The 24,822-nt window shown below is 55.2% G+C and carries 22 protein-coding genes and 1 tRNA gene; 11 read left to right on the forward strand and 12 right to left on the reverse strand.

The genetic code is table 11. The features are described from left to right. The 4 genes from BHE81_RS02375 (at window position 1) to BHE81_RS29095 (ending at window position 4,562) form a co-directional block, all read left to right on the forward strand. Complete coding sequence (locus BHE81_RS02375; protein ID WP_023302262.1) at window positions 1-1,722, forward strand: AAA family ATPase; 1,722 nt, start codon at window positions 1-3, stop codon at window positions 1,720-1,722. Further along, window positions 1,719-2,528 carry a hypothetical protein gene (locus BHE81_RS02380; protein ID WP_023302261.1) on the forward strand — a complete coding sequence of 270 codons (810 nt, stop codon included), beginning with the start codon at window positions 1,719-1,721 and terminating at the stop codon, window positions 2,526-2,528. The genes BHE81_RS02375 and BHE81_RS02380 overlap by 4 nt, the downstream gene beginning before the upstream one ends. 9 nt (window positions 2,529-2,537) lie before the next feature. Beyond that, window positions 2,538-4,091: an HsdM family class I SAM-dependent methyltransferase gene (locus tag BHE81_RS02385; RefSeq protein ID WP_029499360.1), complete on the forward strand. Its 1,554-nt coding sequence runs from the start codon at window positions 2,538-2,540 to the stop codon at window positions 4,089-4,091. Between the two features lie 258 nt (window positions 4,092-4,349). After that, window positions 4,350-4,562, forward strand: a complete 213-nt coding sequence (locus BHE81_RS29095; protein WP_352665365.1) for a DUF2326 domain-containing protein — start codon at window positions 4,350-4,352, stop codon at window positions 4,560-4,562. A gap of 75 nt (window positions 4,563-4,637) precedes the next feature. Here BHE81_RS29095 and BHE81_RS02395 read toward each other — a convergent pair whose 3' ends face one another. The 5 genes from BHE81_RS02395 to proB all read right to left on the reverse strand — a co-directional run bounded on the left by BHE81_RS02395 (window position 4,638) and on the right by proB (window position 9,724). Beyond that, window positions 4,638-5,573: a hypothetical protein gene (locus BHE81_RS02395; protein WP_023302259.1), complete on the reverse strand. Its 936-nt coding sequence runs from the start codon at window positions 5,571-5,573 to the stop codon at window positions 4,638-4,640. A 225-nt stretch (window positions 5,574-5,798) separates the two neighbouring features. Next, complete coding sequence (locus tag BHE81_RS02400; protein ID WP_023302257.1) at window positions 5,799-7,004, reverse strand: tyrosine-type recombinase/integrase; 1,206 nt, start codon at window positions 7,002-7,004, stop codon at window positions 5,799-5,801. Between the two features lie 163 nt (window positions 7,005-7,167). Continuing rightward, window positions 7,168-7,243, reverse strand: a tRNA-Thr gene (locus BHE81_RS02405). 113 nt (window positions 7,244-7,356) lie between these two features. Next, window positions 7,357-8,610 carry a glutamate-5-semialdehyde dehydrogenase gene (gene proA / locus BHE81_RS02410; protein WP_023302256.1) on the reverse strand — a complete coding sequence of 418 codons (1,254 nt, stop codon included), beginning with the start codon at window positions 8,608-8,610 and terminating at the stop codon, window positions 7,357-7,359. Between the two features lie 10 nt (window positions 8,611-8,620). Further along, a complete protein-coding gene (gene proB / locus BHE81_RS02415) occupies window positions 8,621-9,724 on the reverse strand; it encodes a glutamate 5-kinase (RefSeq protein WP_004144574.1) in 1,104 nt (367 codons plus the stop codon). 289 nt (window positions 9,725-10,013) lie between these two features. Between proB and phoE the strand changes: the two genes are divergently transcribed. Then, window positions 10,014-11,066 carry a phosphoporin PhoE gene (gene phoE, locus BHE81_RS02420; RefSeq protein ID WP_004144576.1) on the forward strand — a complete coding sequence of 351 codons (1,053 nt, stop codon included), beginning with the start codon at window positions 10,014-10,016 and terminating at the stop codon, window positions 11,064-11,066. Between the two features lie 44 nt (window positions 11,067-11,110). Here phoE and BHE81_RS02425 read toward each other — a convergent pair whose 3' ends face one another. After that, window positions 11,111-11,677 carry a C40 family peptidase gene (locus BHE81_RS02425; RefSeq protein WP_004191825.1) on the reverse strand — a complete coding sequence of 189 codons (567 nt, stop codon included), beginning with the start codon at window positions 11,675-11,677 and terminating at the stop codon, window positions 11,111-11,113. Window positions 11,678-12,089: 412 nt separating this feature from the next. Here BHE81_RS02425 and BHE81_RS02435 point away from each other — a divergent pair, with 412 nt between their 5' ends. Both BHE81_RS02435 and BHE81_RS02440 read left to right on the forward strand, forming a co-directional pair. Further along, window positions 12,090-12,959: a DMT family transporter gene (locus BHE81_RS02435; RefSeq protein WP_023300784.1), complete on the forward strand. Its 870-nt coding sequence runs from the start codon at window positions 12,090-12,092 to the stop codon at window positions 12,957-12,959. A gap of 95 nt (window positions 12,960-13,054) precedes the next feature. Further along, a complete protein-coding gene (locus tag BHE81_RS02440; protein WP_004177299.1) occupies window positions 13,055-13,720 on the forward strand; it encodes an HAD family hydrolase in 666 nt (221 codons plus the stop codon). A gap of 453 nt (window positions 13,721-14,173) precedes the next feature. Here the strand turns inward: BHE81_RS02440 and BHE81_RS02445 are convergent, their stop codons facing one another. The 4 genes from BHE81_RS02445 to BHE81_RS02460 all read right to left on the reverse strand — a co-directional run bounded on the left by BHE81_RS02445 (window position 14,174) and on the right by BHE81_RS02460 (window position 18,820). Continuing rightward, window positions 14,174-14,965: a MoaF C-terminal domain-containing protein gene (locus BHE81_RS02445; protein WP_023342951.1), complete on the reverse strand. Its 792-nt coding sequence runs from the start codon at window positions 14,963-14,965 to the stop codon at window positions 14,174-14,176. A 25-nt stretch (window positions 14,966-14,990) separates the two neighbouring features. Beyond that, window positions 14,991-15,767, reverse strand: a complete 777-nt coding sequence (locus BHE81_RS02450; RefSeq protein ID WP_023342950.1) for an SDR family NAD(P)-dependent oxidoreductase — start codon at window positions 15,765-15,767, stop codon at window positions 14,991-14,993. Between the two features lie 87 nt (window positions 15,768-15,854). Continuing rightward, window positions 15,855-17,588, reverse strand: a complete 1,734-nt coding sequence (locus BHE81_RS02455; RefSeq protein ID WP_023279761.1) for an arylsulfatase — start codon at window positions 17,586-17,588, stop codon at window positions 15,855-15,857. 44 nt (window positions 17,589-17,632) lie between these two features. Continuing rightward, window positions 17,633-18,820, reverse strand: a complete 1,188-nt coding sequence (locus BHE81_RS02460; protein ID WP_023342948.1) for an anaerobic sulfatase maturase — start codon at window positions 18,818-18,820, stop codon at window positions 17,633-17,635. A gap of 425 nt (window positions 18,821-19,245) precedes the next feature. Here BHE81_RS02460 and BHE81_RS02465 point away from each other — a divergent pair, with 425 nt between their 5' ends. The 3 genes from BHE81_RS02465 to BHE81_RS02475 all read left to right on the forward strand — a co-directional run bounded on the left by BHE81_RS02465 (window position 19,246) and on the right by BHE81_RS02475 (window position 22,351). After that, window positions 19,246-19,929, forward strand: coding sequence for a helix-turn-helix transcriptional regulator (locus tag BHE81_RS02465; RefSeq protein WP_002892774.1), 684 nt, complete (start codon window positions 19,246-19,248; stop codon window positions 19,927-19,929). 117 nt (window positions 19,930-20,046) lie between these two features. Then, window positions 20,047-21,219 (forward strand): MFS transporter, encoded by a 1,173-nt coding sequence (locus tag BHE81_RS02470; protein WP_023284814.1) that lies wholly within the window; start codon window positions 20,047-20,049, stop codon window positions 21,217-21,219. A gap of 16 nt (window positions 21,220-21,235) precedes the next feature. Next, window positions 21,236-22,351: a class II histone deacetylase gene (locus BHE81_RS02475; RefSeq protein WP_023342946.1), complete on the forward strand. Its 1,116-nt coding sequence runs from the start codon at window positions 21,236-21,238 to the stop codon at window positions 22,349-22,351. A gap of 6 nt (window positions 22,352-22,357) precedes the next feature. Here the strand turns inward: BHE81_RS02475 and BHE81_RS02480 are convergent, their stop codons facing one another. Together BHE81_RS02480 and BHE81_RS02485 are read right to left on the reverse strand one after the other, a co-directional pair. Beyond that, window positions 22,358-22,951 (reverse strand): DUF3156 family protein, encoded by a 594-nt coding sequence (locus BHE81_RS02480; RefSeq protein WP_023302210.1) that lies wholly within the window; start codon window positions 22,949-22,951, stop codon window positions 22,358-22,360. Then, on the reverse strand, window positions 22,929-24,428 hold the full coding sequence (locus tag BHE81_RS02485; RefSeq protein ID WP_149888782.1) for an APC family permease: 1,500 nt from the start codon (window positions 24,426-24,428) through the stop codon (window positions 22,929-22,931). The genes BHE81_RS02480 and BHE81_RS02485 overlap by 23 nt, the downstream gene beginning before the upstream one ends. 164 nt (window positions 24,429-24,592) lie before the next feature. Here BHE81_RS02485 and BHE81_RS02490 point away from each other — a divergent pair, with 164 nt between their 5' ends. Next, on the forward strand, window positions 24,593-24,808 hold the full coding sequence (locus BHE81_RS02490) for a hypothetical protein (RefSeq protein ID WP_004183278.1): 216 nt from the start codon (window positions 24,593-24,595) through the stop codon (window positions 24,806-24,808). The last annotated feature ends 14 nt before the right edge of the window (window positions 24,809-24,822 follow it).

The raw sequence follows: 24,822 nt of genomic DNA on the forward strand, positions 1-24,822 counted from the left end.
GTGAAAATTGATTGGTTACGATTAGAAAACTTCAAAAACCTCACAAGTTTTGAGGTGGATTTTTCCTTAAAGTCTGAACGCCAAGTTATTATTGGTCGCAATGGTGTCGGCAAATCCAATATATTGGAGTCCATCGCATGGATTTTCAGAGACTTAGATCTTTGTGAAGAATCTGACTTTGAGTATGAGATTAAATATCGATGCCGTGATCACTATGTAAAAGTAATATCTAAAGGGAAATCGAGTAAAAAGCCTAGGCGCAAAGGTACTCGGCGAGAAAATATTCAGCGCTTCAAACGTTCTTATTGGGTAATTGAAAACGCTGCAGATATTGAAGATAAAAGTAGCGAAGAAATTGAAAAATTATTTGTAGAGTTAAAAGAGACTGAATTTAACCGCCGCAACCAAGCTATTAAAAACGAAAGCGGCGTTTATCAATTTAGAGATGAAAGACTGCTTCCTGATTATGTTTTTGGTTACTACTCGGGAATATCGGCACGCTTTAATGAAGCGTTCGAAACTCACGAGCGCGATTACTATTCTGACCAGAAGGATGGGGAGGAAATGTCGCTTAGAACTATGTTTTTAGCTAAGCCTCACCATAGTCAGTTTTCATTATTATCTTTTTTTGCTAAGCAGGATGAGGCTACTGCAAAGTTTTTGTTGGATGAGTTCGACATAGAAAGCTTGTCTTCAGTCTTGTTTACACTTCAAGAACCCTATTGGAGTAGTTCGACTAAAAAGAGCGAACTAGAAAAGCAGAATAAAGATAGGCGTTTTTGGGGGGCTGGCGGAAATGTTGAGCCATTCTTAAATAAATTATTTAGTCTTGCCTATGCACCAATGGCTGGGACCGAAAGAAAAGAAATATCAATAAATCGAACGACTAACTTAGAAACAAGATATTGTTTTCTAAACTCTCAGGACTCTATTAATAAATTAGCTGACGGGTTAGAGCCAAAAGAATTTTTCACTCGCTTAGAAAGTTCTATTTTCAGTGATATTTTGAGCCTAGACGGCAGCGGATTAAAGATCCGTGTGAGGCTTAAAGGTGTTAAGGATGCGATTACTTTCAAGGAAATGAGTGAAGGTGAGCAACAGCTGCTCACTATTATTGGGCTTATGCGTTTCACTCAGCGAGATGAAAGTCTCTTTTTGTTAGATGAGCCGGACACACACCTTAATCCAGCGTGGTGCTTGGATTTGTTAAAAAACCTCAGAACATATGGTGTCGACCCTAAAAACAGCCAAATTTTAATTACCACACACAGCCCACTTACTTTTGCAGGTTTAGACAAGCACGAAGTTGTGATTGTGGACAAAAACTCGGATGGTCAGATTTATAGCTATCACCCTACCACCGCTCCAAAGGGGATGGGTTTCCAGGCTATTCTAACCAGTGATTTCTTTAAGTTACGCTCGACCCTGGATAGGGATACTCTGAATTTGCTTGATGAAAAACGTGAGCTGGGTTTAAAAGAAGAAAAAACCGACGAAGACAGACAGCGACTTGATGAGCTCAACACAATTCTTGGAAAATTAGATTTTTCACATGCAGCACGTGATCCTCTATATCTAGAATATATCCGCGCAATTACCGAAGCACAAAAAGAGTTTCCAGAAATTGCAAACGCAACTCCTGATCATGTTTCTTGGCAGGTTAGGAAACGGATTTCTCTTGATATTGCTAAACGGTTATCGAGAAAAAAGGAGGACGTTTGAGATACATAGATAAACGCCAGCTGCGTAGATTGGTCGATTTAACAGACATTGATTTGGCAAAAGCACAAATTGCTGCATTACCAGCAGATCAACGTAGTGATTTTATTGATGCCAACGGTGATCGTTGGTCAAAGTTAAAGCCAGCTCTGTGGCAGTTGGGCAACTTAAAATGTTGGTATTCTGAGTCGGAACTACAAGTTCAACAAGGGCACGTTGAACACTTCAGACCAAAGAAGAAGCCTCACGGTCTTAATGGAGTTGCACACTCTGGTTACTGGTGGCGAGCTTTTGATTGGACTAATTTCCGACTATCACACCCTACATGTAACGTTCGAATTACTGATTATCTGACAGGTCAAATTGTTGGAAAAGGCGCGTATTTTCCTCTTAAAGATGGTGATGCTAGAGCTATCGACGAGGCAGGTGAGCGGAATGAGAATCCTGTTCTTCTCGATCCAACAGTGATTGGTGATTGTAAATTAATTTGTTTCGATACTAATGATGGTAGGCCACTTGCTACTTTTTCTGTACAGCAAGATCCGTGGAAGAACAAAAGAGCTATTCAATCAATAGCGTTTTATCATCTGGATGAAGGAACATGGAATTATCAACGGAAAGACTTGATGGATGAGGTTGGTATTCTTTGTGACAGGTTAATTGAAGCCGAAAGCTCACCCAATAGAGATCAAGCACAATGTGATCAGTTAGCTGATGAATTGGTTGGTTATATTAATGAGCATCAACCGTTCACCTCAGCATGTACTCAAGTAATTAAAGAAAAAGGGTTGCTTGAGGCAGTAAATTAGAGTTCTAAAATGAATAATATTAGTGCAGAAGAAATTTTAAACCGTGTTTGGAACTATGCCCATGTATTACGTGATGAAGGCGTTGGCTACGGTGATTATGTTGAGCAGCTAACCTATCTGATTTTTCTGAAAATGTCATCTGAGCGCGCTGAAAGTGGACAGGGCGGAGAAAGTCTTGCGGCGGATTGTTGGGCCAAGCTGATAGAGTTAGATGGTTCAGATTTGGAGGTGGAATATCGCTATACATTGGAGAGTCTGGGTAGCCAAAAAGGCACTCTGGGTATGATTTTCCGTAAGGCGCAGAACAAAATTCAAGATCCAGAAAAGCTTGAGCGCCTGATATCCATGATTAATAAAGAATCATGGTCATCATTGAGTATTGATGTCAAAGGCGAGATTTACGAAGGCCTACTCCAAAAAGGGGCTGAAAGTGAGAAGAAGGGTGCGGGCCAGTACTTTACGCCAAGACCAATCATTGAGGCTATTGTAGATGTAATGCAGCCTCAACCAATGCAGACAATTGCTGATCCTGCTTGCGGTACAGGAGGCTTTTTGACGGCAGCGCACGACTATGTGCTTTTCGACATAGATCGAGTGACCGGAAAAAGAATGCCTAAGTCGTTGTCGAAAAAAGAAAAACGTTTCTTAAAAAATGAAGCAATAAGTGGGAACGATATATCAGACTCAGTCGCACGTCTATGTGCTATGAACCTTTACCTTCATGGTATTGGAACTGAAGAGTGCCCGATATCTACATCTGATGCGCTCGCAAAAGAGGTCGGTTTAAACAAAGTAGATATGGTTCTCGCGAATCCCCCTTTTGGTAAAAAAAGCTCAATCACTATCATTAACGACTCTACCGGAAAATTAGAGAAAGAAAAGCTGACCTACACCCGTGCGGACTTTTGGGCAGAAACTTCGAATAAACAGCTTAACTTCGTTCAGCATATCGGTAACATGCTGAAAGTTGATGGTAGCAACTCAGGCAAAGCTGCGGTTGTTTTACCTGATAACGTGTTGTTTGAGGGGGGGGCCGGTGAAACAATTCGCAAAGCACTGCTGGCTCGCTTTAAACTGCACACTATCTTGCGCCTACCGACGGGCATTTTTTACGCACAAGGAGTTAAAGCAAACGTGATATTTTTTGATGCGAAACCTGCCGCCAAAAAACCTTTGACTGAAAGCGTATGGGTTTATGACTATCGAACTAATGTACACAAAACGTTAAGGACGAATAAACTTGTTCGTAGTGACTTTGACGAATTTGTTGAGCTCTATAAACCTGGTAACCTCAAAGCGCGTGTCGCGACATGGGCTGAAGTACAAAACGAAGAGACTGGAGCGGGACCAAATGGTCGTTGGCGTGAGTACCGCTATGACGAGATCATCGCAAGAGATAAGACAAATCTCGATATCACCTGGTTGAAAGACCAATCATTGGAAGATATAGAAAATCTTCAGCCACCAGCAGTCATCGCAAGTGAGATTGTTGAATTGCTCACAGCAGCACTAGAAGAGTTCAAAAGCGTAGAAGAAGCACTTGTAGAAGAAGATGAAGATTAATTACAAAAGGGGTCTAAGCTGTATTCTTAAAGTGATGAAGATATAATATCACATCTTCTCAGCAGCTTAAAATCTTTGTAGCGGCGTTTTTCAAGATAGTTGTTACGTAAACCTGTTTTAAACTGCCCGTTTGTACAGTTCTAGTAATCACCTGACATCGGCCTAGTTGATCCATTCAATCCGATTTATGCCCTCGGGTCACATTGACCGGCAATCGGTCGTCTAAATCGACTCTGGTGCTTCTTCTGGTGCGCTTACATTCGCGCAAGGTGGTTCTCTTTTGTCAAGCAATCATTAAAACGAAGCGGAAAGCAATATATAGCATCTTTAAACACTGAAAACTTTAATGCTATGGAAACAACTTTATCTGAAATCGAAATGTTAGAGCTGAAATCAAAAATAGTTCTTACTCTTCGTGGTGATAAAGCAGAGAATAAACTTCTCAGTATTCAGTTTGGAAGTAAAAAGTAATCCTCCGGCAGGCACTGCCTGCCGCGTATCAATTTCTTGCTTGTTATCGGTAGCACTACCAACCAAACCCGAGACTCAAAATTCGCTCTCATCTTTTTTCTGTAATGCTACCCCAAGACTATCAAATAATTTTTCTCCAAGAATTTGAGCGTGATCCAGCAACATATCTAAATCTTGTTCAGTAATCACTACCGGATTGCCTTCTTTATCTTTCCCGCCACGATGAACTAAATGATTACGCTTTTGTGTTGCTATTTCGATCTCGTCTATTGGCCACTCTTTTTGTACATTAATGTCAAATGTAGCTTTATAACGCCCTACAACTTTGTTTGTACTATGCCAACTTGCACTAATCAAATGTTCTTTGATTGCTTTGATCAATTCCGCCCTCATGTTTTCAATAGTTTCTCCTTTGAATGGCAAAGCCAAAATTTCTTTATTTACCTTAAATTCCGTCTTACCTTTTTCTATGAAATCTGTAAGGTATGAGTCATTTTTATCTATAGAGTTAATAAATAACTCAACATAAAGCGTTTCCAAGGCTGTAATGACGTTAATATATAAGATGCTAAGCAGATGTTCTTTTTGCTTATCTTTAAAATCACCTTTAGCCAGCGATTTTATTCCATCAATGCTTTCAACGAACTTAGAAAAAGGCTGTTCGGAAGATGTAACAGCATCGTACAAGTCTTCGTCGTACCAATCATTAATATTATTTGAATTGCCAGACCACTCGTAGCACTGTTCTTGTAAATCACTAACTAATTCTTGGATATAATCAAATTTCACGTACCCTTCAAACATCGCTTGTAACTCTTCACTTGCTTCATATGGGCCACCATAAATGTAAGCATATCCGCCTTCACGGGATTCATACGGGCAAGAGTTTGCGGGGTCTTCGAAATTTTCAAAAAACCAATTCCTCATTACTTCAAGTTGATTTGCTTTACTTATATATTGCAGAGATTTGAGCGGAACTTTTTTACCATTAACATTAAAGACAACTTTCACGATATAACGCCTCTTTGAAAAAGTTATAGCATTTTGACTCACTCTTCAGAGACAAACATAGCATGATTTTCATCTCTAACCTCCGTAGATCTTCACATCCTGCGGTACAGAAAAAATCTGAGTAAAGCGCTAACTCCGAAGGCAAAAAATAAGCTCACGTTGGTCCAGCCTCTTCGGAGAGAAGAGGCTCTACTTGCCCCTTATCACTCTATCCAAGCAATTAAGCTAATAGCTGCATAAACTAGAGGTGAGCTGGAATTTACCTACTTGACCGATGAAATCTGCATACCACTGCATCATCTCCCTCCGCCCTTCCAGATACAACGCATGGTTGTACGTCCCACGAATCGCATTCTTATCGACATGCGCAAGCTGAGTTTCAATCCACGCCGTATTGAACCCTTCTTCATGCAAAATCGTACTCATCGTGTGCCTAAAACCATGTCCTGTAACCTTTCCCGTATACCCAATTCGTTTGAATACCTGATTAATACTCGCTTCACTCATCGTTTTGCGGGGATCATTTCGCCCTGGGAATACCAGTGGATATTGCCTAGTAATCACTTTGAGCTGCTGTACGATCTCCAGCGCTTGGGTAGAGAGGGGGACAAGGTGAGGCCGTTTCATCTTCATTCGGTCGGCAGGAATTTCCCACACCGCTTTCTCAAGATCAAATTCACTCCAGAAAGCACCTCGGAGCTCGCCAGTACGAACTCCCGTAAGGATCAGCAAACGAGCGGCAAGAACAACTAACGGGCTGCCTGTATAGCCAGAGAGAGCTTTAAAGAAGTCTGGTAACTCCTCAACGGTAAGGAAGGGATAATGCTTCGATTCATGTCCTGACATCGCGCTGGTTAGATCCGCCGCAGGATTGTATTCCGCACGACCGGTAACGATGGCGTAACGAAAGACCTCGCTGCAGCGCTGGCGAACCTTCTTAGCCTTCTCTGTCGCGCCACGGCTTTCCATTCGACGCAGCACATTCAGCAGAACCAGTGGTTTGATTTCATTTACCGGAAGTTGGCCGATATAGGGGAAAATATCTTTATTGAAAGCTTCGATAATGTCGGAGGCATAGCCTTCTGACCACCGGCTCACCTTCGTTCCGTGCCATTCAAGCGCCACCGCCTGAAACGTGTTGTTGAGCTGCACATCACGAACTAGCTTTTCTTCTTTCTTGGCAAATGATGGATCGATACCTTCGGCCAGCTTTTTCTTGGCTTCATCACGTAGTGCCCTGGCTTGTGCAAGGGAGACTGCCGGATAGACACCAAAAGCCATACGTTTCTCTTTTCCATTGAAGCGATACTTCATCCGCCAGTATCTGGAACCAGAGGGAACAACCTCAAGATACAAACCAGCACCATCTGCCAGCTTATAGGCTTTCTCTCTGGGTTTAGCAGCGTCTACCTGTCTCGCATTAAGTTTCATTGGGGGCATCTCCCTGGACCGAACACAGAATGCCCCCACTTATGCCCCCAACTGTGACTTGATTTCGGTTTAGTCCAGTTGATAACAGGAGATAAGATACGGGCCAGAAACCGCAGTATACGGGCTTTAAGTTGATTTCGGTAGACTTGGGAAGAGTTTGAAATGGTGCCGATAATAGGAGTCGAACCTACGACCTTCGCATTACGAATGCGCTGCTCTACCAACTGAGCTATATCGGCCCTGCAAGAGGTGTTCACGAGGGTGAATCACGAGGCAAAAGGTTAGAACTTAGCGGGCGATGCGTCAATAGCCAGTGGAATCAACTGCCTATTTTTGCATCGCCCGTTCTCATTTACGCACGAATGGTATCGTCGCCGAAACCAATCCACTTATAGGTGGTTAACGCTTCCAGCCCCATCGGGCCGCGGGCGTGCAGCTTCTGGGTGCTGACCGCCACTTCCGCGCCGAGGCCGAACTGGCCGCCGTCGGTGAAGCGCGTGGAGGCGTTCACATATACCGCGGAAGAGTCCACTTCATTGATAAAGCGGTTGGCGTTACGCAGGGTGCGGGTCAGGATGGCGTCGGAGTGCTGGGTGCCATGTTCGCGGATATGGGCGATAGCCTCATCCATATCAGCCACCACTTTGACGTTCAGATCCAGCGACAGATACTCGTCGTCATACTGCTCCGCTTTCACCGGCTCGACCTTCGCAGGGCCGTTTTGCAGCGCGGGGAGGGCGGAAGGGGCGGCGTGCAGGGTGACGCCGCTCTCGGCCATCTGCTTGCTTAACGCCGGCAGGAAGGTGTCGGCGATGTTGCGGTGCACCAGCAGCGTTTCCACGGTATTGCAGGTGCTCGGCCGCTGGGTCTTGGCGTTGACGATGATCTTCAGCGCGGGGGCGAGCTCGGCGGTTTCATCAACGAAAATATGGCACACGCCAATCCCGCCGGTGATCACCGGGATCGTTGACTGCTCACGGCATAGCTTGTGCAGGCCCGCGCCGCCGCGAGGGATCAGCATATCGATGTATTTATCCATCTTCAGCATTTCGCCCACCAGCGCGCGATCCGGGCTCTCGATAGCCTGTACTGCGGCGGCCGGCAGACCGCACTCCTGCAGCGCCTGCTGGATCACCTTCACCGTGGCGGCGTTGGTGCGCCAGGTCTCTTTCCCGCCGCGCAGGATCGCCGCGTTGCCGGTTTTCAGACACAGGGAGGCGACGTCGACCGTCACGTTAGGACGCGCTTCATAAATCACGCCAATCACCCCCAGCGGGACGCGGCGACGTTCAATACGCAGACCGCTGTCCAGCAGCCCGCCGTCGATCACCTGGCCGACCGGATCGGCCAGATTGCACACCTGGCGCACATCGCTGGCGATGCCGCTCAGACGCGCCGGGGTCAGCGCGAGGCGATCGAGCATCGCTTCACTCAGGCCATTGGCGCGAGCTTCGGCTAAATCTTCCGCGTTGGCACGCAGAATATCGTCGGTCTGCGCTTCCAGATAATCGGCGATCTTTTCCAGTACCTGATTCTTTTCCCGGCTGGAGAGTAACGCCAGCTGCCAGGAGGCCGCTTTGGCGGCAATGCCCATTTGTTCCAGCATTTTCAGCTCCTTAACGGATGATCATATCATCGCGGTGGACGGCCACCGGGCCGTATTCATAGCCCAGAATGGCATCGATTTGCTGCGAGTGCTGGCCGGCGATAAGGCGCAGCGCATCGCTGTTGTAGCGGCTGACGCCGTGAGCGATGTCGCGTCCTTCGCTATTGCGGATGCGGATCACTTCGCCGCGGGAGAAATTGCCGCTGACGATTTTGATCCCTTTTGGCAACAGCGAGCTGCCTCTTTCGAGGATCGCCTGGGTCGCGCCCGCATCGACGGTGATTTCCCCCGCCGGCGGCGCGCCGAAGATCCAGCGCTTACGGTTCTCCAGCGGAGACTCCTGGGCGTGGAAGCAGGTACCTACCGGCAGGCCTGCCATCGCATGGCCGATGACGTCCGGACGGTTGCCTGCGGCGATGATGGTATCAATCCCCGCCCGGCAGGCGACGTCCGCGGCCTGCAGCTTGGTGCCCATGCCGCCGGTGCCAAGTCCGGAGACGCTATCGCCGGCGATGGCGCGCAGCGCGTCGTCGATGCCGTAAACGTCTTTAATCAGCTCCGCCTGCGGGTTGCTGCGCGGGTCGGCGGTGAACAGGCCTGGCTGGTCGGTTAACAGCAGCAGCTTATCCGCCCCGGCGAGGATCGCGGCCAGCGCGGAGAGATTGTCGTTATCGCCCACTTTGATTTCCGCGGTTGCGACGGCGTCGTTTTCGTTAATGACCGGGACGATGCTGTTATCCAGCAGCGCGCGCAGAGTGTCGCGGGCGTTGAGGAACCGTTCTCTGTCTTCCATGTCGGCGCGGGTCAGCAGCATCTGGCCAACGTGAATGCCATAGATAGAAAACAGCTGTTCCCACAGCTGGATCAGACGGCTTTGTCCCACCGCCGCCAGCAGTTGCTTGGAGGCGATGGTGGCGGGCAGTTCCGGGTAACCAAGGTGCTCGCGCCCGGCGGCAATGGCCCCGGAGGTCACGATGACAATACGGTGTCCCATGGCGTGCAACTGTGCGCACTGGCGCACAAGCTCGACGATATGGGCGCGGTTCAGGCGACGGGACCCGCCTGTTAAAACACTGGTGCCCAGTTTTACCACCAGCGTCTGGCTTTCACTCATGATTCTCTGCCGTTCAAAAGGAATATCGATATCGAGCTGATGTTGTAGCAGGAGTCGGCCCGCTTGCCAACACCCGGGGCGGCGGGCGCGCCATTTTATTGCGCGGGATCGGGCATTCTGGAGAGGGAATGTGACAAAAATATGTCAGATACATTTAAATACCCTTTTTTATAAAAAGTTCCATCTTGTCATAAATATTTAATATCCCGGCGTTAAAAAACCTCCAGTTTTTGATGGGCGAGCGCCCGCAATTGAATAGCGCGTATAAATAAATCACCAGGACTGAATAATGAAAAAGAGTACTCTGGCATTAATGATGATGGGCTTTGTGGCTTCAACAGCGACGCAGGCAGCGGAAGTTTATAATAAGAACGCGAACAAGCTGGATGTGTACGGCAAGATCAAAGCCATGCACTATTTCAGCGACTATGACAGCAAGGATGGCGATCAGACCTACGTGCGTTTCGGTATTAAAGGCGAAACGCAGATTAACGACGACCTGACCGGCTATGGCCGTTGGGAATCTGAATTCTCCGGTAACAAAACCGAGAGCGACTCCAGTCAGAAAACCCGTCTGGCGTTCGCCGGCGTGAAGCTGAAGAACTACGGCTCCTTCGATTACGGTCGTAACCTTGGCGCCCTGTACGACGTGGAAGCCTGGACCGATATGTTCCCGGAATTCGGCGGCGATTCCTCTGCCCAGACCGATAACTTTATGACCAAGCGCGCCAGCGGCCTGGCGACCTACCGCAACACCGACTTCTTCGGTCTGGTGGATGGCCTGGATCTGACCCTGCAGTACCAGGGTAAAAACGAAGGCCGTGAAGCGAAGAAACAGAACGGCGACGGCGTCGGCACCTCGTTAAGCTATGATTTCGGCGGCAGCGACTTCGCCGTCAGCGCAGCCTACACCAGCTCCGACCGTACCAACGATCAGAACCTGCTGGCCCGCGGCCAGGGTTCGAAAGCGGAAGCCTGGGCGACCGGCCTGAAATATGACGCCAACAATATCTACCTGGCGACCATGTACTCTGAAACCCGCAAGATGACCCCGATCAGCGGCGGCTTTGCCAACAAAGCGCAGAACTTTGAAGCGGTGGCGCAGTATCAGTTCGACTTCGGTCTGCGTCCGTCCCTCGGCTATGTGCTGTCGAAAGGGAAGGATATCGAAGGGGTGGGAAGTGAGGATCTGGTTAACTACATTGACGTGGGCCTGACCTACTACTTCAACAAAAACATGAACGCCTTCGTGGATTACAAAATCAACCAGCTGAAAAGCGATAACAAACTCGGCATCAACGATGACGACATCGTCGCGCTGGGTATGACCTACCAGTTCTGATTAACCGCAGAACCACCCGCCGCAGCCCTGGCTGCGGCTTTTTTTTAGCGGCGATTCTTCGCCAGATGCAGGGTGTCGCTGTTCATGGTGATCTGCGCGTTATACTCCTTCGGCAGACGACGCGCCTGATAGAACGCCGATTCCCAGTAAGGGTTGTCCAGCGAAGAGCGCATCACGCCCTGGCTGCTCGAGGCGTGAAGGAAATTATGATCGGTATCGTAAAAGCCAACGTGCATCCCGGCCCGGGTGCGGAAGAACACCAGATCGCCGGGACGTAAATCCCGCTTATTGACCCGCACGCCCATGTGCAGCAGCTCGCGGGTGGTGATCCGCTCCATCGGCAGATTAAAGCGATCCTTCAGCGTGCGCCAGACGAAACCCGAGCAGTCGACGCCGCTTTGTTCAGTACCGCCCCATTCATAGGGGGTTCCCTGCCAGGTGTGCATCTGATCATGCAGGGCCGCCACCACCGGGATCAGATCGTCCGATCCGCTATCAATGGTCATATCCGCATGAGATTTTGTGTTCTTTGCCTGTTTCGGTGAGGAGGAGCATCCTGCCAACAACAAAAAAGGAATTAAAAAGAGAGCATGCGTCAGTTTTGGCTTCATATCGTTATTTTCGAAGTAGCAAGCAGACTGCTTTGTTTTATAGCCGATTAAAAACCACGGCTGAATAAGCCGAGGCCGCCTTTACGTTTATTTACGATTAAAAATAAACAACCTCCGGATGGATCAGCCATAAAGGGCAGTTGTCACTCCGCAACGGTCTGTGCCAGGATGCTGACAGGAACATTTCACGAGGCATTCCATGACGCATTACGCCATCTCTAGCGAGACTTTGCCCGGCGCCGCTTTCGACGCGGGGTGGATGACGTCTGCGCCTCATCATCGCTTCGCCACGCTCTGCCCACCGCCTCCCCCTCCAGACCGGGTAGTTTTCGGCGCTTAACGCCGTCTTTAGCAGGCGCTTACCTGCCGGTATGACGCTTGATACCTTGTGTTTGACGTTCTGGAGCATGCTATGCACGTTCGCTATTCTCTGCTCGCCTCGCAGGCGACAACGGCCCTTTTTGTGCTGCTGTGGGGCAGCGCGGCCATCTTCACCCGCTGGGGACTGGATAACGCCTCGCCGATGGCGCTGCTGGTCTTTCGTTTTCTGGTTGCCCTGGTCGCGCTGGCGCCGCTGGCTATCGTCCGTCGGCGCTGGCTGCCCGCGCCGGGCACCCGCCTGCAGACAGCTGTCACCGGTCTGATGCTGATTGGCGGCTATTCGGTCTGTTACTTCGAGGCGATGGCCAACGGCGTGACGCCGGGACTTATCGCCACCATCATGGGGATTCAGCCCATCCTTACGCTTTGCGTGGTGGAGCGCCGCCTGCAGGGGCGGCGGCTGTCAGGACTGCTGCTTGCCCTGGCGGGGCTGGTGCTATTGGTGTGGCGCAGCCTGGCGGCCTCACCGATGGCGACGGTGGGGATCCTGTTTGCGCTGGCGGCGCTGCTGCTGATGACCTTTGGCGCGCTGTGGCAAAAGCGCAGCCGTCAGGCGCCGGCGGATGTCCTGCCGCTGCAGTATGCCGTTAGTCTGGGGCTGTGCCTGCTGATTGCCCCGGTCAGCGGCTTCCGGTTTACCGTTAACGCCGGGTTGATTATTCCGGTGCTGTTTCTCGGACTGCTGATTTCGGTGGTCGCCCAGCTACTGCTGTACCGTCTGCTGAGCGCGGGAAATATCGTCAATGTCACCAGCCTCTTTTATCTGGTGCCAGCGATCACGGCGCTGCTGGATTATCTGCTGCTGGGCAACCGGCTGCCGGCGGCGGCGATGATCGGTATGATGGCGATCGTCGGCGGGATCGTGCTGGTGTTCCGCACCGCGAAGGTCCGCGCCGGCTGATGGCGAGCCGGGCGCTGCGGCGTCCGGTTCATTTTCCTGTCATCTTTTTTACGCATGCTCCCGGCAGCTTATTTTGACCAGTAAGGGAAAGTATCATGGGCAACACGCTGACGATTTTTGATCTCGATAACACCCTGATACAGGGCGATAGCAGTACGGTCTGGAGCCAGTTTATGGTTCGCGAAGGGCTGGCGACGCAGAAGGGGTATCTTGCCCGCGAGGCGCGGCTAATGGCGGATTATGACCGGGGAGAGATGAATATCGCCGATTATGTGGCCCTGATCCAGGCGCCGCTGGCCGGAATACCGAAGTCGGACGTTGACGCGCTGGTGGCCCGCTGCGTGCGCGAGGCGATCCTGCCCCGGGTCTATCCGCAGGCGTGGGAGCTCATTCGTCGTCTGCGGGCCGAGGGAGAGCAGATGCTGATTATCTCCGCCTCGGTTAGCCTGCTGGTGCAGGCGGTGGCCGCCGCGCTGGAGATCGATCAGGCGCTGGGTATTGACGTGGCGATGGTCGACGGCGGCTACAGCGGTGAAATCACCGGGATCCCCAGCTATCAGCAGGGGAAGGTGGCGCGTCTGGCGCAGTGGCGCGAGGCGCATCCGCAGTATGACGGCGAGGTGACGTTCTATACCGATTCCATTAACGATCTGCCGCTGTGCCTGCATGCGGATCGCGTGCGGCTGGTCAATCCCTGTCCGCAGCTGCAGGCGGCCGGTGCCGGATACGGCTGGCCGGTGCTGAGCTGGCGGCTGGAATAGCGGAGCGGATAAATTTTTCTACAGGCCTGTGGGTTCAGTCGTCCCAGTCCGGATAAACCCTGTAGGGCGGGTAAGGCGCCAGCCGCCACCCGGCATAAACGCAGCTCCGTGCCTGATGCTATCGCCCGGTGGCGCTGCGCTTACCGGGCCTACAGACAGTCGGAGCCGGACGAGTAGGCCGGGTAAGGCGCAGCCGCCACCCGGCAATAAAGCGGCTCCGTGCCTGATGGCATCGCCCGGTGGCGCTGCGCTTACCGGGCCTACGAGGTGTGAGCCTGTAAGTGCCCCGGCAATAAAGCGGCTCTGTGCCTGATAGCATCGCCCGGTGGCGCTGCGTTTACCGGGCCTGCGAGGTGTGAGCCTGTGAGAGGCCCCGGTAGGCCGGGTAAGGCGCAGCCGCCACCCGGCGAAATGACGGGTGCGGTGCCTGAAAGCGTGCCCGGCGGCGCCCTACTATTCCTGATGGCGGGTGACGTTGAGGATCTTCGCGCTGGCGCCGACCGGAAAATTGCTGAGGGCGCCGAAATCGCTGCCCTGATAGCCCATGATCTTGCCGTCAGTGCGCATCAGCTGCAGATCGATGAGGATCACCCCCAGCGTGGGAATGATTTTCTCCCGCCAGACGAACAAATAGAGATCCTCAGCCACCTGCACGTAATGGCAGCGATCGACATCCGCCAGCCCCTTTTCCACGCCGTCCAGACACTGCCAGGCGTAAAAATTATCGTTGAGATAGATGTGCTCATAGCGCTCGGTCGGGCTATAGGTGTACTGATTGCGCATGCCGACCAGCGCGGTGGTAAAGTCCGGCAGCGGCCCCGGCTGGGTATCCAGGCGGGCGAAGACAAATCGCGCCTCGACGGCGGTCAGCGGCAACCCTTGTTCTACCCGGCTGAAGGCGTCCAGCCGCGCGGCGGCTTCGTCCGGCAGCTGGCCGTATACCAGCGTGGCATTGCGCTGCGTCAGGTTGCATACCGCGCTGATACTGGCGTTATCCCGCTCCGGGTCAAGGAAGTCGATAAACAGAATATCGGGGCGCAGGGCGGTTGCCCGCCAGGGCGCGCGTTTGCCGTTCCAAAGCAGTGTCTGGTCATTTTCGATAACCAACTGCTGCGGCTCGCTCCCGTCAGCATAAAAGGTAAAGCGTTCGCCTGCGGGCAGACTGGCGGTGGCCAGCAGGTTGCCGTGCGGGGCGAAACCATCGGCCAGCGCGCCGACCTGGATAAATACGGCTTCTGAAGTCATGTGAGCTCCTGAGTAGAGTAGGGCGTTAAGTAAACGCCAGCGTTGGAACATCGACGATGCTGGCCCCGCCATCGGCGACCAGCGTCGCGCCGCTGATGATGGCGGCCTGCGGAGAGCAGAGAAACTGACAGGCCTGGGCTATCTCCTCGGGGCTGGCGGGGCGGCGTAGCGGAACGTCGCGGCACACCCGTTGATAGGCTTCGGTAAGCGACAGCCCGTGTTCCTGCATCAGTGGGATCATCTCTTCATCCGCCATCGGAGTGGTGACCCAGCCGGGACAAATCGCATTGGCGCGGACGCCCTGTGGGCCGTAATCGCGGGCGATGGAGCGCATCAGGCCAATTAACGCGTGTTTGGCGGTGACATAGCCACAGGCCTGCGGCCCGGCGGCCAGAGAGGCGATGGAGGCGACAAACAGCACATTGCCGCGGCAGGCAATCAGCGAAGCCAGGCAGGCGCGCACGCTGACGAAAGCGCTGTTTAAATTCGCGTCCAGCGCCTCGCGCCATTGGCGGTCGCTGGTCTCGGCGGCGGGGCTGTTGCCCATCCCGCCGGCGCTGCAGATGAGGACATCAATCCCGCCGGTCTGGTCGAGGATGGCCGGTAGCAGTCGCTGGCGCCACACCTCGCCGTCGGCGGCATCGCCCACCAGCGCCGTGGCGCCGGTCTCATTGGCGACAGCCTGCAGCGGCGCTTCGCGCCGGCCGGTAATAAACACCCGGTCGCCCGCGGCGCGCATCAGCCGCGCGCAGGCGGCGCCAATTCCGGTTCCGCCACCGGTTATCACCACGACTCTCGCCATCCGCACTCTCCTGTAATGGGGTTTCCGATTACCTTAAAAAGCGCGTCAGGTCCCGGCTATCGCCCGGAAGAACGATAGCCGTGGTGGTTAATGGATCTCGCTCACAGGGATCGCCTGCGGCGCAGGCACCGGCTTCATGGTGGCGGGGTCGACCGCCAGATAGCGCCCGGTTTTGCTATCGATACCGACGTAGTCGATCATTTTGCCCTGCGCTTTGGTAACCATGGTGCGCTTAGCAAATGCCTCGTAGGCCTCGCTCATGGCTTTGACCCGATCGGGATGTTCGGCCGCGACATCATGCGTCTCCAGCGGGTCGTCGTGCAGATTAAACAGCTGCCACGGCGCGTCGCCGGCGGTGAGGCCGTGCGGCACCAGCCGTCGCAGCTTCCATTCGCCATCGACCCAGGCCGCCTGATGATGCAGTTCAACCCCGTAGTTGCCGCGCGGCGGCTCCTGTACTTCGCCGGTGAGATAGCGCTTAAAGCTGACGCCGATCATCGGCAACACCGGCTTTTTCGCCAGCGACTTGTTCGGATCGATGCCGGCGAATTCATATAGCGTCGGCGCCACGTCATACACCGCCATCGTCGAGGCGTCGATTTTACCGTGGCGGGTGATCCCGGGACCGGAGATCATAAAGTCGGTATTGATGCCGCCCTGGGCGCTGGTGGTTTTGTGATAATTGGCGTAGGGGGCGTTGCTGACGTTGGCCCAGTGGGGGCCGTAGGAGACAAATGATCCTTTGCGGCCGACGTTGTCATAGCTGTTATCGAACTGCTTCCAGAATTCCGGGGTAGATTCGTAGTAGAAACCCTGCGCCGGGTTGGCGCCGTTATCGGTTAAAAAGACCAGCAGGGTATTTTTATCGCGCCCGGTTTGTTTCAGCGTCTCCATCAGGGTGCCGATTTGCGCGTCCATATTGGCGATCATCGCCGCATACACCTGCATCACTTTCGCCGTATATTTCTGCTGTTCTGGCGTTAGCGCCTCCCACTCTTTATCCAGCTCCAGATGCGGCAGCGGGGTATCGTCATGGATAATTCCCAGCGCTTTCAGGCGGGCGATGCGCTGGCGATAGACCTCGGCGTAACCCTGCTCATACTGGCCTTTGAAGCGCTTAATCCACTCGTCCGGCGCCTGCAGGGGATCATGAGGGGCGGTGAAGGCCAGCCAGGCGAAGACCGGCTGTTCCTTCGGCGTCGCTTTAATCCAGCTGTTCATCTGGCGGGCGTAGGCTTCGCTGGAGTAAAAATCATCCGGTAGGGAGACGCGCTCGCCGTCGCGGGTGTAGTAGGTGTGGAAGGCTTCAACGGTCCCCAGCGGTATCGCGTCGTTAAAGTGGCTGGTGCCGCCGCCCATAAAGGCGAAGGCGTGGTTAAAGCCGCGATCTTTCGGCGTGGCGCCGGGAACAAAACCGAGGTGCCATTTACCGGCCATCAGGGTGTTATACCCCGCGTCTTTAAAGCGCTCGGCCATGGTGGTGACGCGGTCGGTCAGCCGCAGCTCGTAGCCCTCCTTGCCAATGGTGCTGTCGTACCACCACATGCCGCCCATCCCAGCCTGCTGGTTACTGTTGCCGGTGAGCAGCATTGAGCGCGCCGGGGCCGACATCGGCGAGGTGTAATACTGGCTCATACGCATTCCCTGCTCGGCCATCGCCTGCAGGTTGGGGGTGGGGATCTCGCCGCCAAAGGGGCTGATGTCCGAGTAGCCCATATCATCGGCGATAATCACGATGACGTTTGGACGCTCCTGCTGCGCGGCGTGCGCGCCACCGGCGAGGATCATGCTGACCGCCGCGGCCATGGCTTTTTTGTTCACGACTGACTCTCCTGTTCAGAGGGGGATATCATCAGGGTAAGGCGCTACGCAGTATGCGCAGTCCCAACAAACGCGGCCCGCCAGGCCTTCAGGCCATTAAGGTCGCGGGAAAAGGGGCGTACTGGCGCGAGGATGTCGCTAAAGAAGCGGTAGTAGCCGCCGCAGAGGCGGTTGTTGCCTGCGGCGTTGAGATGCGCCGGGCAGCCGCCCTGGCAGACCATTTTTACCGAGCAAGTCTGGCATTCGCGGCGCAGACTTTTCTGCTGACCGAACGGCAGTTGCACCGAGGCGTCGACCGCGGCGGCGAGCGTCTGCTCATCGAGGCGGCCCAGCCGATGTTCGGCGTTGATCAGGTGGTCGCAGGCGTAGAGCTGTCCGTCGGGCTCCATCACCAGGTTGCTGCCGCAGCGGGGGCTGTGCACGCAGCTGCCGCTGGTATGAGTGAAATACTGCGCCCACGCCTGTTCGATATTGATAACGAACACCCGCCCCCTATCGCAGCGCTTCCGCCACTGCCGCCAGATGCCGACCATAAAACGTCCCCAGTTATCGGCGCTGAGCTGGTATCCTTCGCGCAGGGCCGCGCCTTCGCTCATCAGCGGCTGAAACTGCAGATAGCGCGCGCCGAGGCTGACCAGCCGGTCATAAATCGCCGCCGCGTGGGCCGCCATCTCGTTATGCACCACCACCAGCAGATTAAAGTCCACCTGATGCTGATGGAGCAGGTCAATGCCGCGCAGCGCCGCCGACCAGGTCGACCGGCCGCGTTTATCCGGACGATGGTAGTCCTGCAGCGCTTCGTTGCCTTCGAGGCTCAACCCGATAATAAAGCCATGTTCGCGGAACAGTCGGCACCATGCGTCGTTGATCAGCGTCCCGTTGGTCTGCAGGCTGTTGCTGATAGTCACGCCGTCGGGGGCATAGCGCTCCTGCAGGGCGAGCGCTTTTTTGTAGAAGCTCAGGCCGGCCAGCAGCGGCTCGCCCCCCTGCCAGACAAAGTTGATTTCCCGCGCGCCGGCGGGCTGGGCGGCAATATAGCGGCGGATAAACTGCTCCAGCCGCGCGTCATCCATCTTGTTGACCGGCGTTTCGTCCTGCGGGTAATAGCAATAGCGGCAGGCGAGATTGCAGGCGGGGCCAATCGGCTTCATCAGAATATGAAACGGCACCGGCGAGCGCGGCTCAGCGGCCAGCGGAATTTGCTGCTGGCGCAGGGCGGCGATATTCAGCATCGGCTTATCCTCGGTTAATGACCGGTGCTGTTGATATTATTTTGGCAACAGCGGGTCTGGCGTAATCACATGATTAAGCCGCGGCGAAAATTAATTGCATCCTGTTAAGGGTATAAGTGAAAAAAAACAAAAATCCATCGTTCTTTAGGATGAGAATCACGCGTCGGGAATAGGGTTTTTTTATCACCAGGGGCAGGTACGCCGGGTGTTAATCTTATTTGTTTATGTTTTAACGCCGCTATCGTAAAGCATGGCCGGGGTGTTTTTTAAATGCTTTATATAACAATGTATTGCTGAAAATTTTGTAACGGCTATCACATTGTTAATATGTTAATGATTGTGTTACTTAAATGTGAAATGTATGCTTCAATTATCAGTAGTCATCCATGTGTCATGTACCATCATCTCGACGGGGAGGCCCTATCATGTCTGCTTTGTTAAAAGCCAGCCGTAATGATGCGATAATAGCCCGTTGTTTACAGACTATTTCCCAGTTAATTCCACTAACTTCAGCGGTGTTTTATCGAGTAAATAATCGTTTAAAACCCGAAAACTATATATTGCATAATATTTCCGATAATACGCACCAACAATATCTGGAAAACTTCCAGCCGCTGGATCCGCTTCTGCCGTCGCACTTTAGCCACCAGAACACCACCGTGGCGGCGATGACGCCGCGGCTCTGCGACCGCAACCGGCATTACTATCATGAATTTATGTTGCCGAATAACGTGCGCGACATGACCGAGATCTTTATCCGCCGCGAGCGGCGGATCGTCGCCGGTATCTCGCTGATGCGCGACGTGCCTTTCTCCAGCGAAGAGCGCCAGCGGGCCCAGGCGGTGCTGCCGCTGGTAGAGCTGGCCATTCGCGACTGCCTGCAGGAAGAAGATGATTTGCCCGCCATCCTGACGGCGAAAGAGCGGGAAATCGTCGGCATGGTGCGCGAAGGCGCCAGCAATAAGCTGATTGCCCGCCAGCTGGATATCTCGCTCTCGACGGTAAAAACGCACCTGCGCAATATTTTCGCCAAGACCGAAGTGGTCAATCGTACCGAACTGGTTTCCCGAACCTGGATGCCGGCCGCTCAGCGTACGCTGCATCTGTAATCTGACTTTCGCATCCCGCGCGCGCCGTGGCAGCACGGCGTTTTCCTGATGCCTGTGGGTATCACTCCCTGGAGGATCCTCCGGGGGGAGGCTTTTTTGACCGGAGCACGCCCTACGATGTCGAGTACACCTCTCACTGATAATGCGCTTTCCCGGCCCGCCGGGCTGGTGGTGTCCCTGCGTTTGCTGGCGGCGATCGTTATTTTTGCCGCTATTGCGCCGGGTATTCTGATGACCGCGCCGGCGGTGGCGGCGCAGCTGGCCAGCGAATGGCAGCTAAAACCCGGGCAGATCGGCTGGCTGTTCTCAGCGGAGCTGGGGGCGATGAGTCTGGCGACGCTCCCGGCGTGGTGGTGGATGAGCCGCCTCGACTGGCGGCGGGTCGCTCTGATGGCCGGGGTGGTGTTTCTGACCGCCAACCTCGCCTCGGCGGTGGTCACCCAGTACGAGACGCTGCTGGCGGCGCGCTTTATCGCCTCGCTGGCGGGCGGCACGTTGATGATTTTGTGCATCAGCTGCGCGGCCGGAACGCCGAACCCGTCGCGGGTCTACGCCTTCTGGGTGCTCGGGCAACTGCTGTTAGGGATGCTTGGCCTGCTGGCGCTGCCCGGCCTGTTCGCGACCTTTGGCCTGAAGGTGGTGTATCTGATCCTCGCCGCCATCATGCTCTGCTGTTTGCCGCTGGTATCCGCTTTCCCTCCGCGCTTTCAACCGCTTTCAGTCTCCCGCCAGCAGCCGTCGACGGCGCTGTGGCGTCAGGCGCTGGCGGTGCTGGCGGTGCTCACTTTCTATATCAGCCTCAGCGCCGTGTGGACCTTTATCGGCACCATCGGCAGCGCGGCGGGGCTGAGCCCGACGCAGGTCGGTCTGGTGCTGGCGGCGGCGACGGTTTGCGGCATTATCGGCGCCGGCGGCGCGGCCCTGCGCGGCACCCGGCGGGCCGATCGTTTACCGGTGTGGCTGGGCTACGGCCTGTTGATCGTCAGCGTTGGGCTGCTGATCGGCCAGCCGCTGCTGGTGCGTTACGCCATCGCGGCGCTGCTGTTTAAGTTCACCTGGACCTTCGTGCTGCCCTTTATTCTCGCCCGCGTGGCCGGGCTCGATAACAGCGGTCGGCTAATGAACAGCATCAATCTGGTGATCGGCGGCGGCATGGCGGCTGGCCCGGCGCTTGCGGGGGCCTTACTGCAACACTTCGCCAGCGCCGACCCGCTGCTGGCGGCGGCAGGCGTCTGCGCGCTGCTGTCACTGATTTTAATTGTGGCGGCGTCCGCCGCCGGGAAGGCTTAGCCCACGGGAGGATAGAGTGAAAAGAAAAACCGGTTTCTTTTTTGATGAACGTTGTTTCTGGCACAGTACCGGTCTGCACGCGGTGACGCTGCCGGTGGGCGGGTGGGTACAGCCGCCCGCCGGCGGCGGTCATGCTGAATCGCCAGAGACCAAACGGCGGATGAAAAACCTGATGGATGTCTCCGGGCTGACGCCGCAGCTGGCGCTGCGCAGCGCGGAGCCAGCGAGCCTTGAGGACCTGCGGCGGATCCACCCCGACAGCTATCTGGAGCGCTTCAAGGCGATAAGCGATAACGGCGGCGGCATGCTCGGCAAAGAGGCGCCGCTGGGGCCGGGCAGTTATGAAATCGCCTGTCTTTCCGCCGGGCTGGCCTGTGCGGCGGTGGAAGCGGTGCTGAAGGGGGAGCTGGATAACGCCTATTCGCTGTCGCGCCCGCCCGGACACCACTGCCTGCCGGACCAGTCGATGGGATTTTGTTTCCTCGCCAATATTCCCATTGCCGTCGAGCGAGCGAAAGCGCAGCTGGGGCTGGGCAAGGTGGCGATCATTGACTGGGATGTTCACCACGGTAACGGCACCCAGCATATCTACCTGCAGCGCGACGATGTGCTGACTATCTCCTTGCATCAGGACGGCTGCTTCCCGCCGGGCTACGCCGGCGAGGACGATCGCGGCGTGGGCGCGGGCGAAGGTTACAACATCAATATTCCGCTGTTGGCCGGGGCGGGGGATGACAGCTGGCGCTATGCGCTGGAAACTATCGTTATTCCGGCGCTGGCGCGTTTTGAGCCGGAGCTGATCATCATCGCCTGCGGCTATGACGCCAACGCCATGGATCCATTAGCGCGGATGCAGCTGCACAGCGATAGCTTCCGGGCGATGACCGAACAGGTCCAGCAGGCGGCGGATCGCCTGTGCGGCGGGAAACTGGTGATGGTGCACGAGGGCGGCTACGCCGAATCCTACGTGCCGTTCTGCGGCCTGGCAGTGATGGAAGCCCTGAGCGGCATCCGCACCGAGGTCCAGGATCCGCTGCTGGAATTTATTCAACAGCAGCAGCCGCGCGCCACGTTCGCGCAGTTTCAGCGCCAGGCCATCGATCGGCTGGCGCAGCAGTTTGGCCTGCTATAAACCACCTCAGCTTCCCCGCGGTGATGGCGGGGAAGTCAATGCTTTCTCTTCTGCGATTTCACCGCGCATCCACTGACTTACCGCCTGATTAACCATCGCCAGCACGCTGAGCAGCAGCATCCGCTGCTGCGCTTCCAGCCGCAGATAACGGCGCAGCGGCGGCATTTTACAGACCACTTCGCTGGCGGCCCAGGGTTCAATGCTGCAGCGCCAGCCGCTACTATCAAAGGTCAGCGAAAAGCGGCGGTAATCCAGCTCGCTTAAGGTCTGCTGGAGATTAGGAAAACCGTTGAGATAGCCGGCGAGTTCCTCGCTGCCTTTGCCGCCGATAAAGCGGATCGGCTGGCGTTTCCACCAGCCGGATTGATGGGCGCGAATGTTACCGCTCACGGGCCGGGTCACCGGCCCCTCGACGATAAACTCGCAGCTGTGAATGCTGGCCATAAACAGCCGCTTCTGACGCACGCTGAAGGTGACGGCGGTGGCGTCGTTCAAGCGCAGCAGCGCGCTGCGTTCGCTCAGCTTTTCGCTGGGCCAGCCCGCCAGATCGCGCTGCACCGCGTTCATTAACGGCGTTTCAAACCAGGGGACGGAGGACATCTGGCGTCATCTCCCCGCGGGTCTGTTTTTCATAATTGTTGATGGCGCGCTCCACCACCTCTTCCACTACCAGCGGCTTGAACGGATTGACGCGCTGCACGCACACCGTCCAGAACAGGGCGTAAGCGGCGGTCAGGCCGAGCATTATGCCGAAAGGCACCAGCACCTGGCGGCTGTCCATCCCGGGCGGCGTGATATTGACGATAGCGATGATGATCCCGACGCTGGAGATAATCTGCGGCAGCGGGAACCACGGCGAGCGGTAGGCGCGCGGCAGGTCCGGGCGGCGAATGCGCAGCATCACCACCGACAGAGTAACCAGCAGATAGGCGACGCCCCAGGCGCAGACCGCGGCGAGGATCAGCGGCACGATGCGGTCCAGATCGCCGTTCAGATACCAGGCGTGCAGGCAAGGGATCTCCACCCCGATGGCAATGGCGATCACCGGTGTCTTAAAGCGCGGATGCAGCCAGGTCAGGAAACGGGGCAGCGCGCCGTCCAGCGCCATGCCGTAGATAATACGCGGCACGGCGGCCATCAGCGTATTGATGGTGGCGCAGCCGGCCAACAGCAGCCCGACCCCCAGCCAGTACTGGCCGGCGTGGCCCATCACCCGTTCGGCGAAGGCCGGGATCGCCATCGGTGTATCCAGCAGATGGACGTTGTTGGCCGCGTCGAGCACGGTATTCTCCACCTGGCGGTTGATCGCCGCGCCGTAGATAAACATGCAGCTGGCGACCCCCAGCAGGCCCAGCGCCATCGCCCGCGGTATGGTGCGGTGGGCCTGTTTGATCTCCGGCGCCATCGGCGTCACCAGTTCGCAACCGACGAACATAAACATCGCCATGCCGATATAGCCGAACAGGCCGTTGATATCGCTAACGTTCAGCGGCGTGCCGAACCAGCCGGAAAGATGAGTCACCGGCGCCATAAAAATGCCGCACAGGCCGAAAATGGTCAGCGTGGTCCACATGCCGAAGGTCAGCACCACTTCGACCTTGCCGAAGATTTCCACGCCGATGGCGTTGAGCAAGCCGAAAATCACCACCATGCCGACGCCCACCATCCAGGTGTTCTGGTGAGCGGCCATCTGGGCGTTAATCGACTCGAAGTTCACCAGCGCCATAATGCCCGCCAGGATCGTCTCCGCCGTCCCGGCGAAGATATGGACGATCAGATAGGCGCACAGCGCGCCGGTGATAGCGAAGAAGCGGCCCATGCCGCAGGAGATATAGTCGTACACCGAACCGGTGGTGGGAATGAGCGTCGCCGCCTCGGCAAAGGTGGTGACCTGCGCCTGCATCATAATAAAGGCCAGCAGCACCGCCAGCGCGAAGGTATCGCCGCCCATGCCGAAGCCGCTGGTGACCGTGAGGATCACCGGGCTGGCCATGATCAGCCCGACGGAGCTGGCGAGGGTGGTCGGGAAGCCGACGACGCCGCGCTCAAGATGGCTGGCGAGTCTGTTACTAAACATAGTCAACCTCTGCACAATAATGGGGTAGGGCAGGGAATAGCCAGCGCCACTCCCGGATAGTCATAATTTAGGCGGGCATCCTGCTCAACGAATATCGTCCGGAAGGTGGAGGGCGGCGCATGATTCTGTGACGCAGTCGATGAATGTCGCGGCGGATAAACAATATGACCCCGAAAACCGGGGCCATCCGTCTTGCCACGTTGCGCCTGTTTCTGCCGGATGGCGGCTGCGCCTTATCCGGCCTACGGTCCGTGCGGCCTGCCTTTAATTTATTCACCATGCTGACTGAAACTGCCGGTGTTGGCGGCCTCAAAACCCCCGGTGGCGCCGCTTACCGGGGCTACAGCGCTGCGCGATTTGGTAGCCCGGAGAAGGCGTAATGCGCCGCCGGGCA

It is taken from the genome of Klebsiella sp. AqSCr (assembly GCF_008452795.1).
Lineage (GTDB): Bacteria > Pseudomonadota > Gammaproteobacteria > Enterobacterales > Enterobacteriaceae > Klebsiella > Klebsiella pneumoniae.

Coding starts and splice junctions, on each gene's coding strand:
- BHE81_RS02460 (WP_023342948.1), bottom strand. CDS start 18,820: ATGCTGAATATCGCCGCCCTGCGCCAGCAGCAAATTCCGCTGGCCGCT.
- BHE81_RS02400 (WP_023302257.1), bottom strand. CDS start 7,004: ATGAAACTTAATGCGAGACAGGTAGACGCTGCTAAACCCAGAGAGAAA.
- BHE81_RS02470 (WP_023284814.1), top strand. CDS start 20,047: ATGTCGAGTACACCTCTCACTGATAATGCGCTTTCCCGGCCCGCCGGG.
- proA (WP_023302256.1), bottom strand. CDS start 8,610: ATGCTGGAACAAATGGGCATTGCCGCCAAAGCGGCCTCCTGGCAGCTG.
- phoE (WP_004144576.1), top strand. CDS start 10,014: ATGAAAAAGAGTACTCTGGCATTAATGATGATGGGCTTTGTGGCTTCA.
- BHE81_RS02485 (WP_149888782.1), bottom strand. CDS start 24,428: ATGTTTAGTAACAGACTCGCCAGCCATCTTGAGCGCGGCGTCGTCGGC.
- BHE81_RS02465 (WP_002892774.1), top strand. CDS start 19,246: ATGTCTGCTTTGTTAAAAGCCAGCCGTAATGATGCGATAATAGCCCGT.
- proB (WP_004144574.1), bottom strand. CDS start 9,724: ATGAGTGAAAGCCAGACGCTGGTGGTAAAACTGGGCACCAGTGTTTTA.
- BHE81_RS02445 (WP_023342951.1), bottom strand. CDS start 14,965: ATGACTTCAGAAGCCGTATTTATCCAGGTCGGCGCGCTGGCCGATGGT.
- BHE81_RS02425 (WP_004191825.1), bottom strand. CDS start 11,677: ATGAAGCCAAAACTGACGCATGCTCTCTTTTTAATTCCTTTTTTGTTG.
- BHE81_RS02440 (WP_004177299.1), top strand. CDS start 13,055: ATGGGCAACACGCTGACGATTTTTGATCTCGATAACACCCTGATACAG.
- BHE81_RS02480 (WP_023302210.1), bottom strand. CDS start 22,951: ATGTCCTCCGTCCCCTGGTTTGAAACGCCGTTAATGAACGCGGTGCAG.
- BHE81_RS02490 (WP_004183278.1), top strand. CDS start 24,593: ATGACCCCGAAAACCGGGGCCATCCGTCTTGCCACGTTGCGCCTGTTT.
- BHE81_RS02450 (WP_023342950.1), bottom strand. CDS start 15,767: ATGGCGAGAGTCGTGGTGATAACCGGTGGCGGAACCGGAATTGGCGCC.
- BHE81_RS02435 (WP_023300784.1), top strand. CDS start 12,090: ATGCACGTTCGCTATTCTCTGCTCGCCTCGCAGGCGACAACGGCCCTT.
- BHE81_RS02385 (WP_029499360.1), top strand. CDS start 2,538: ATGAATAATATTAGTGCAGAAGAAATTTTAAACCGTGTTTGGAACTAT.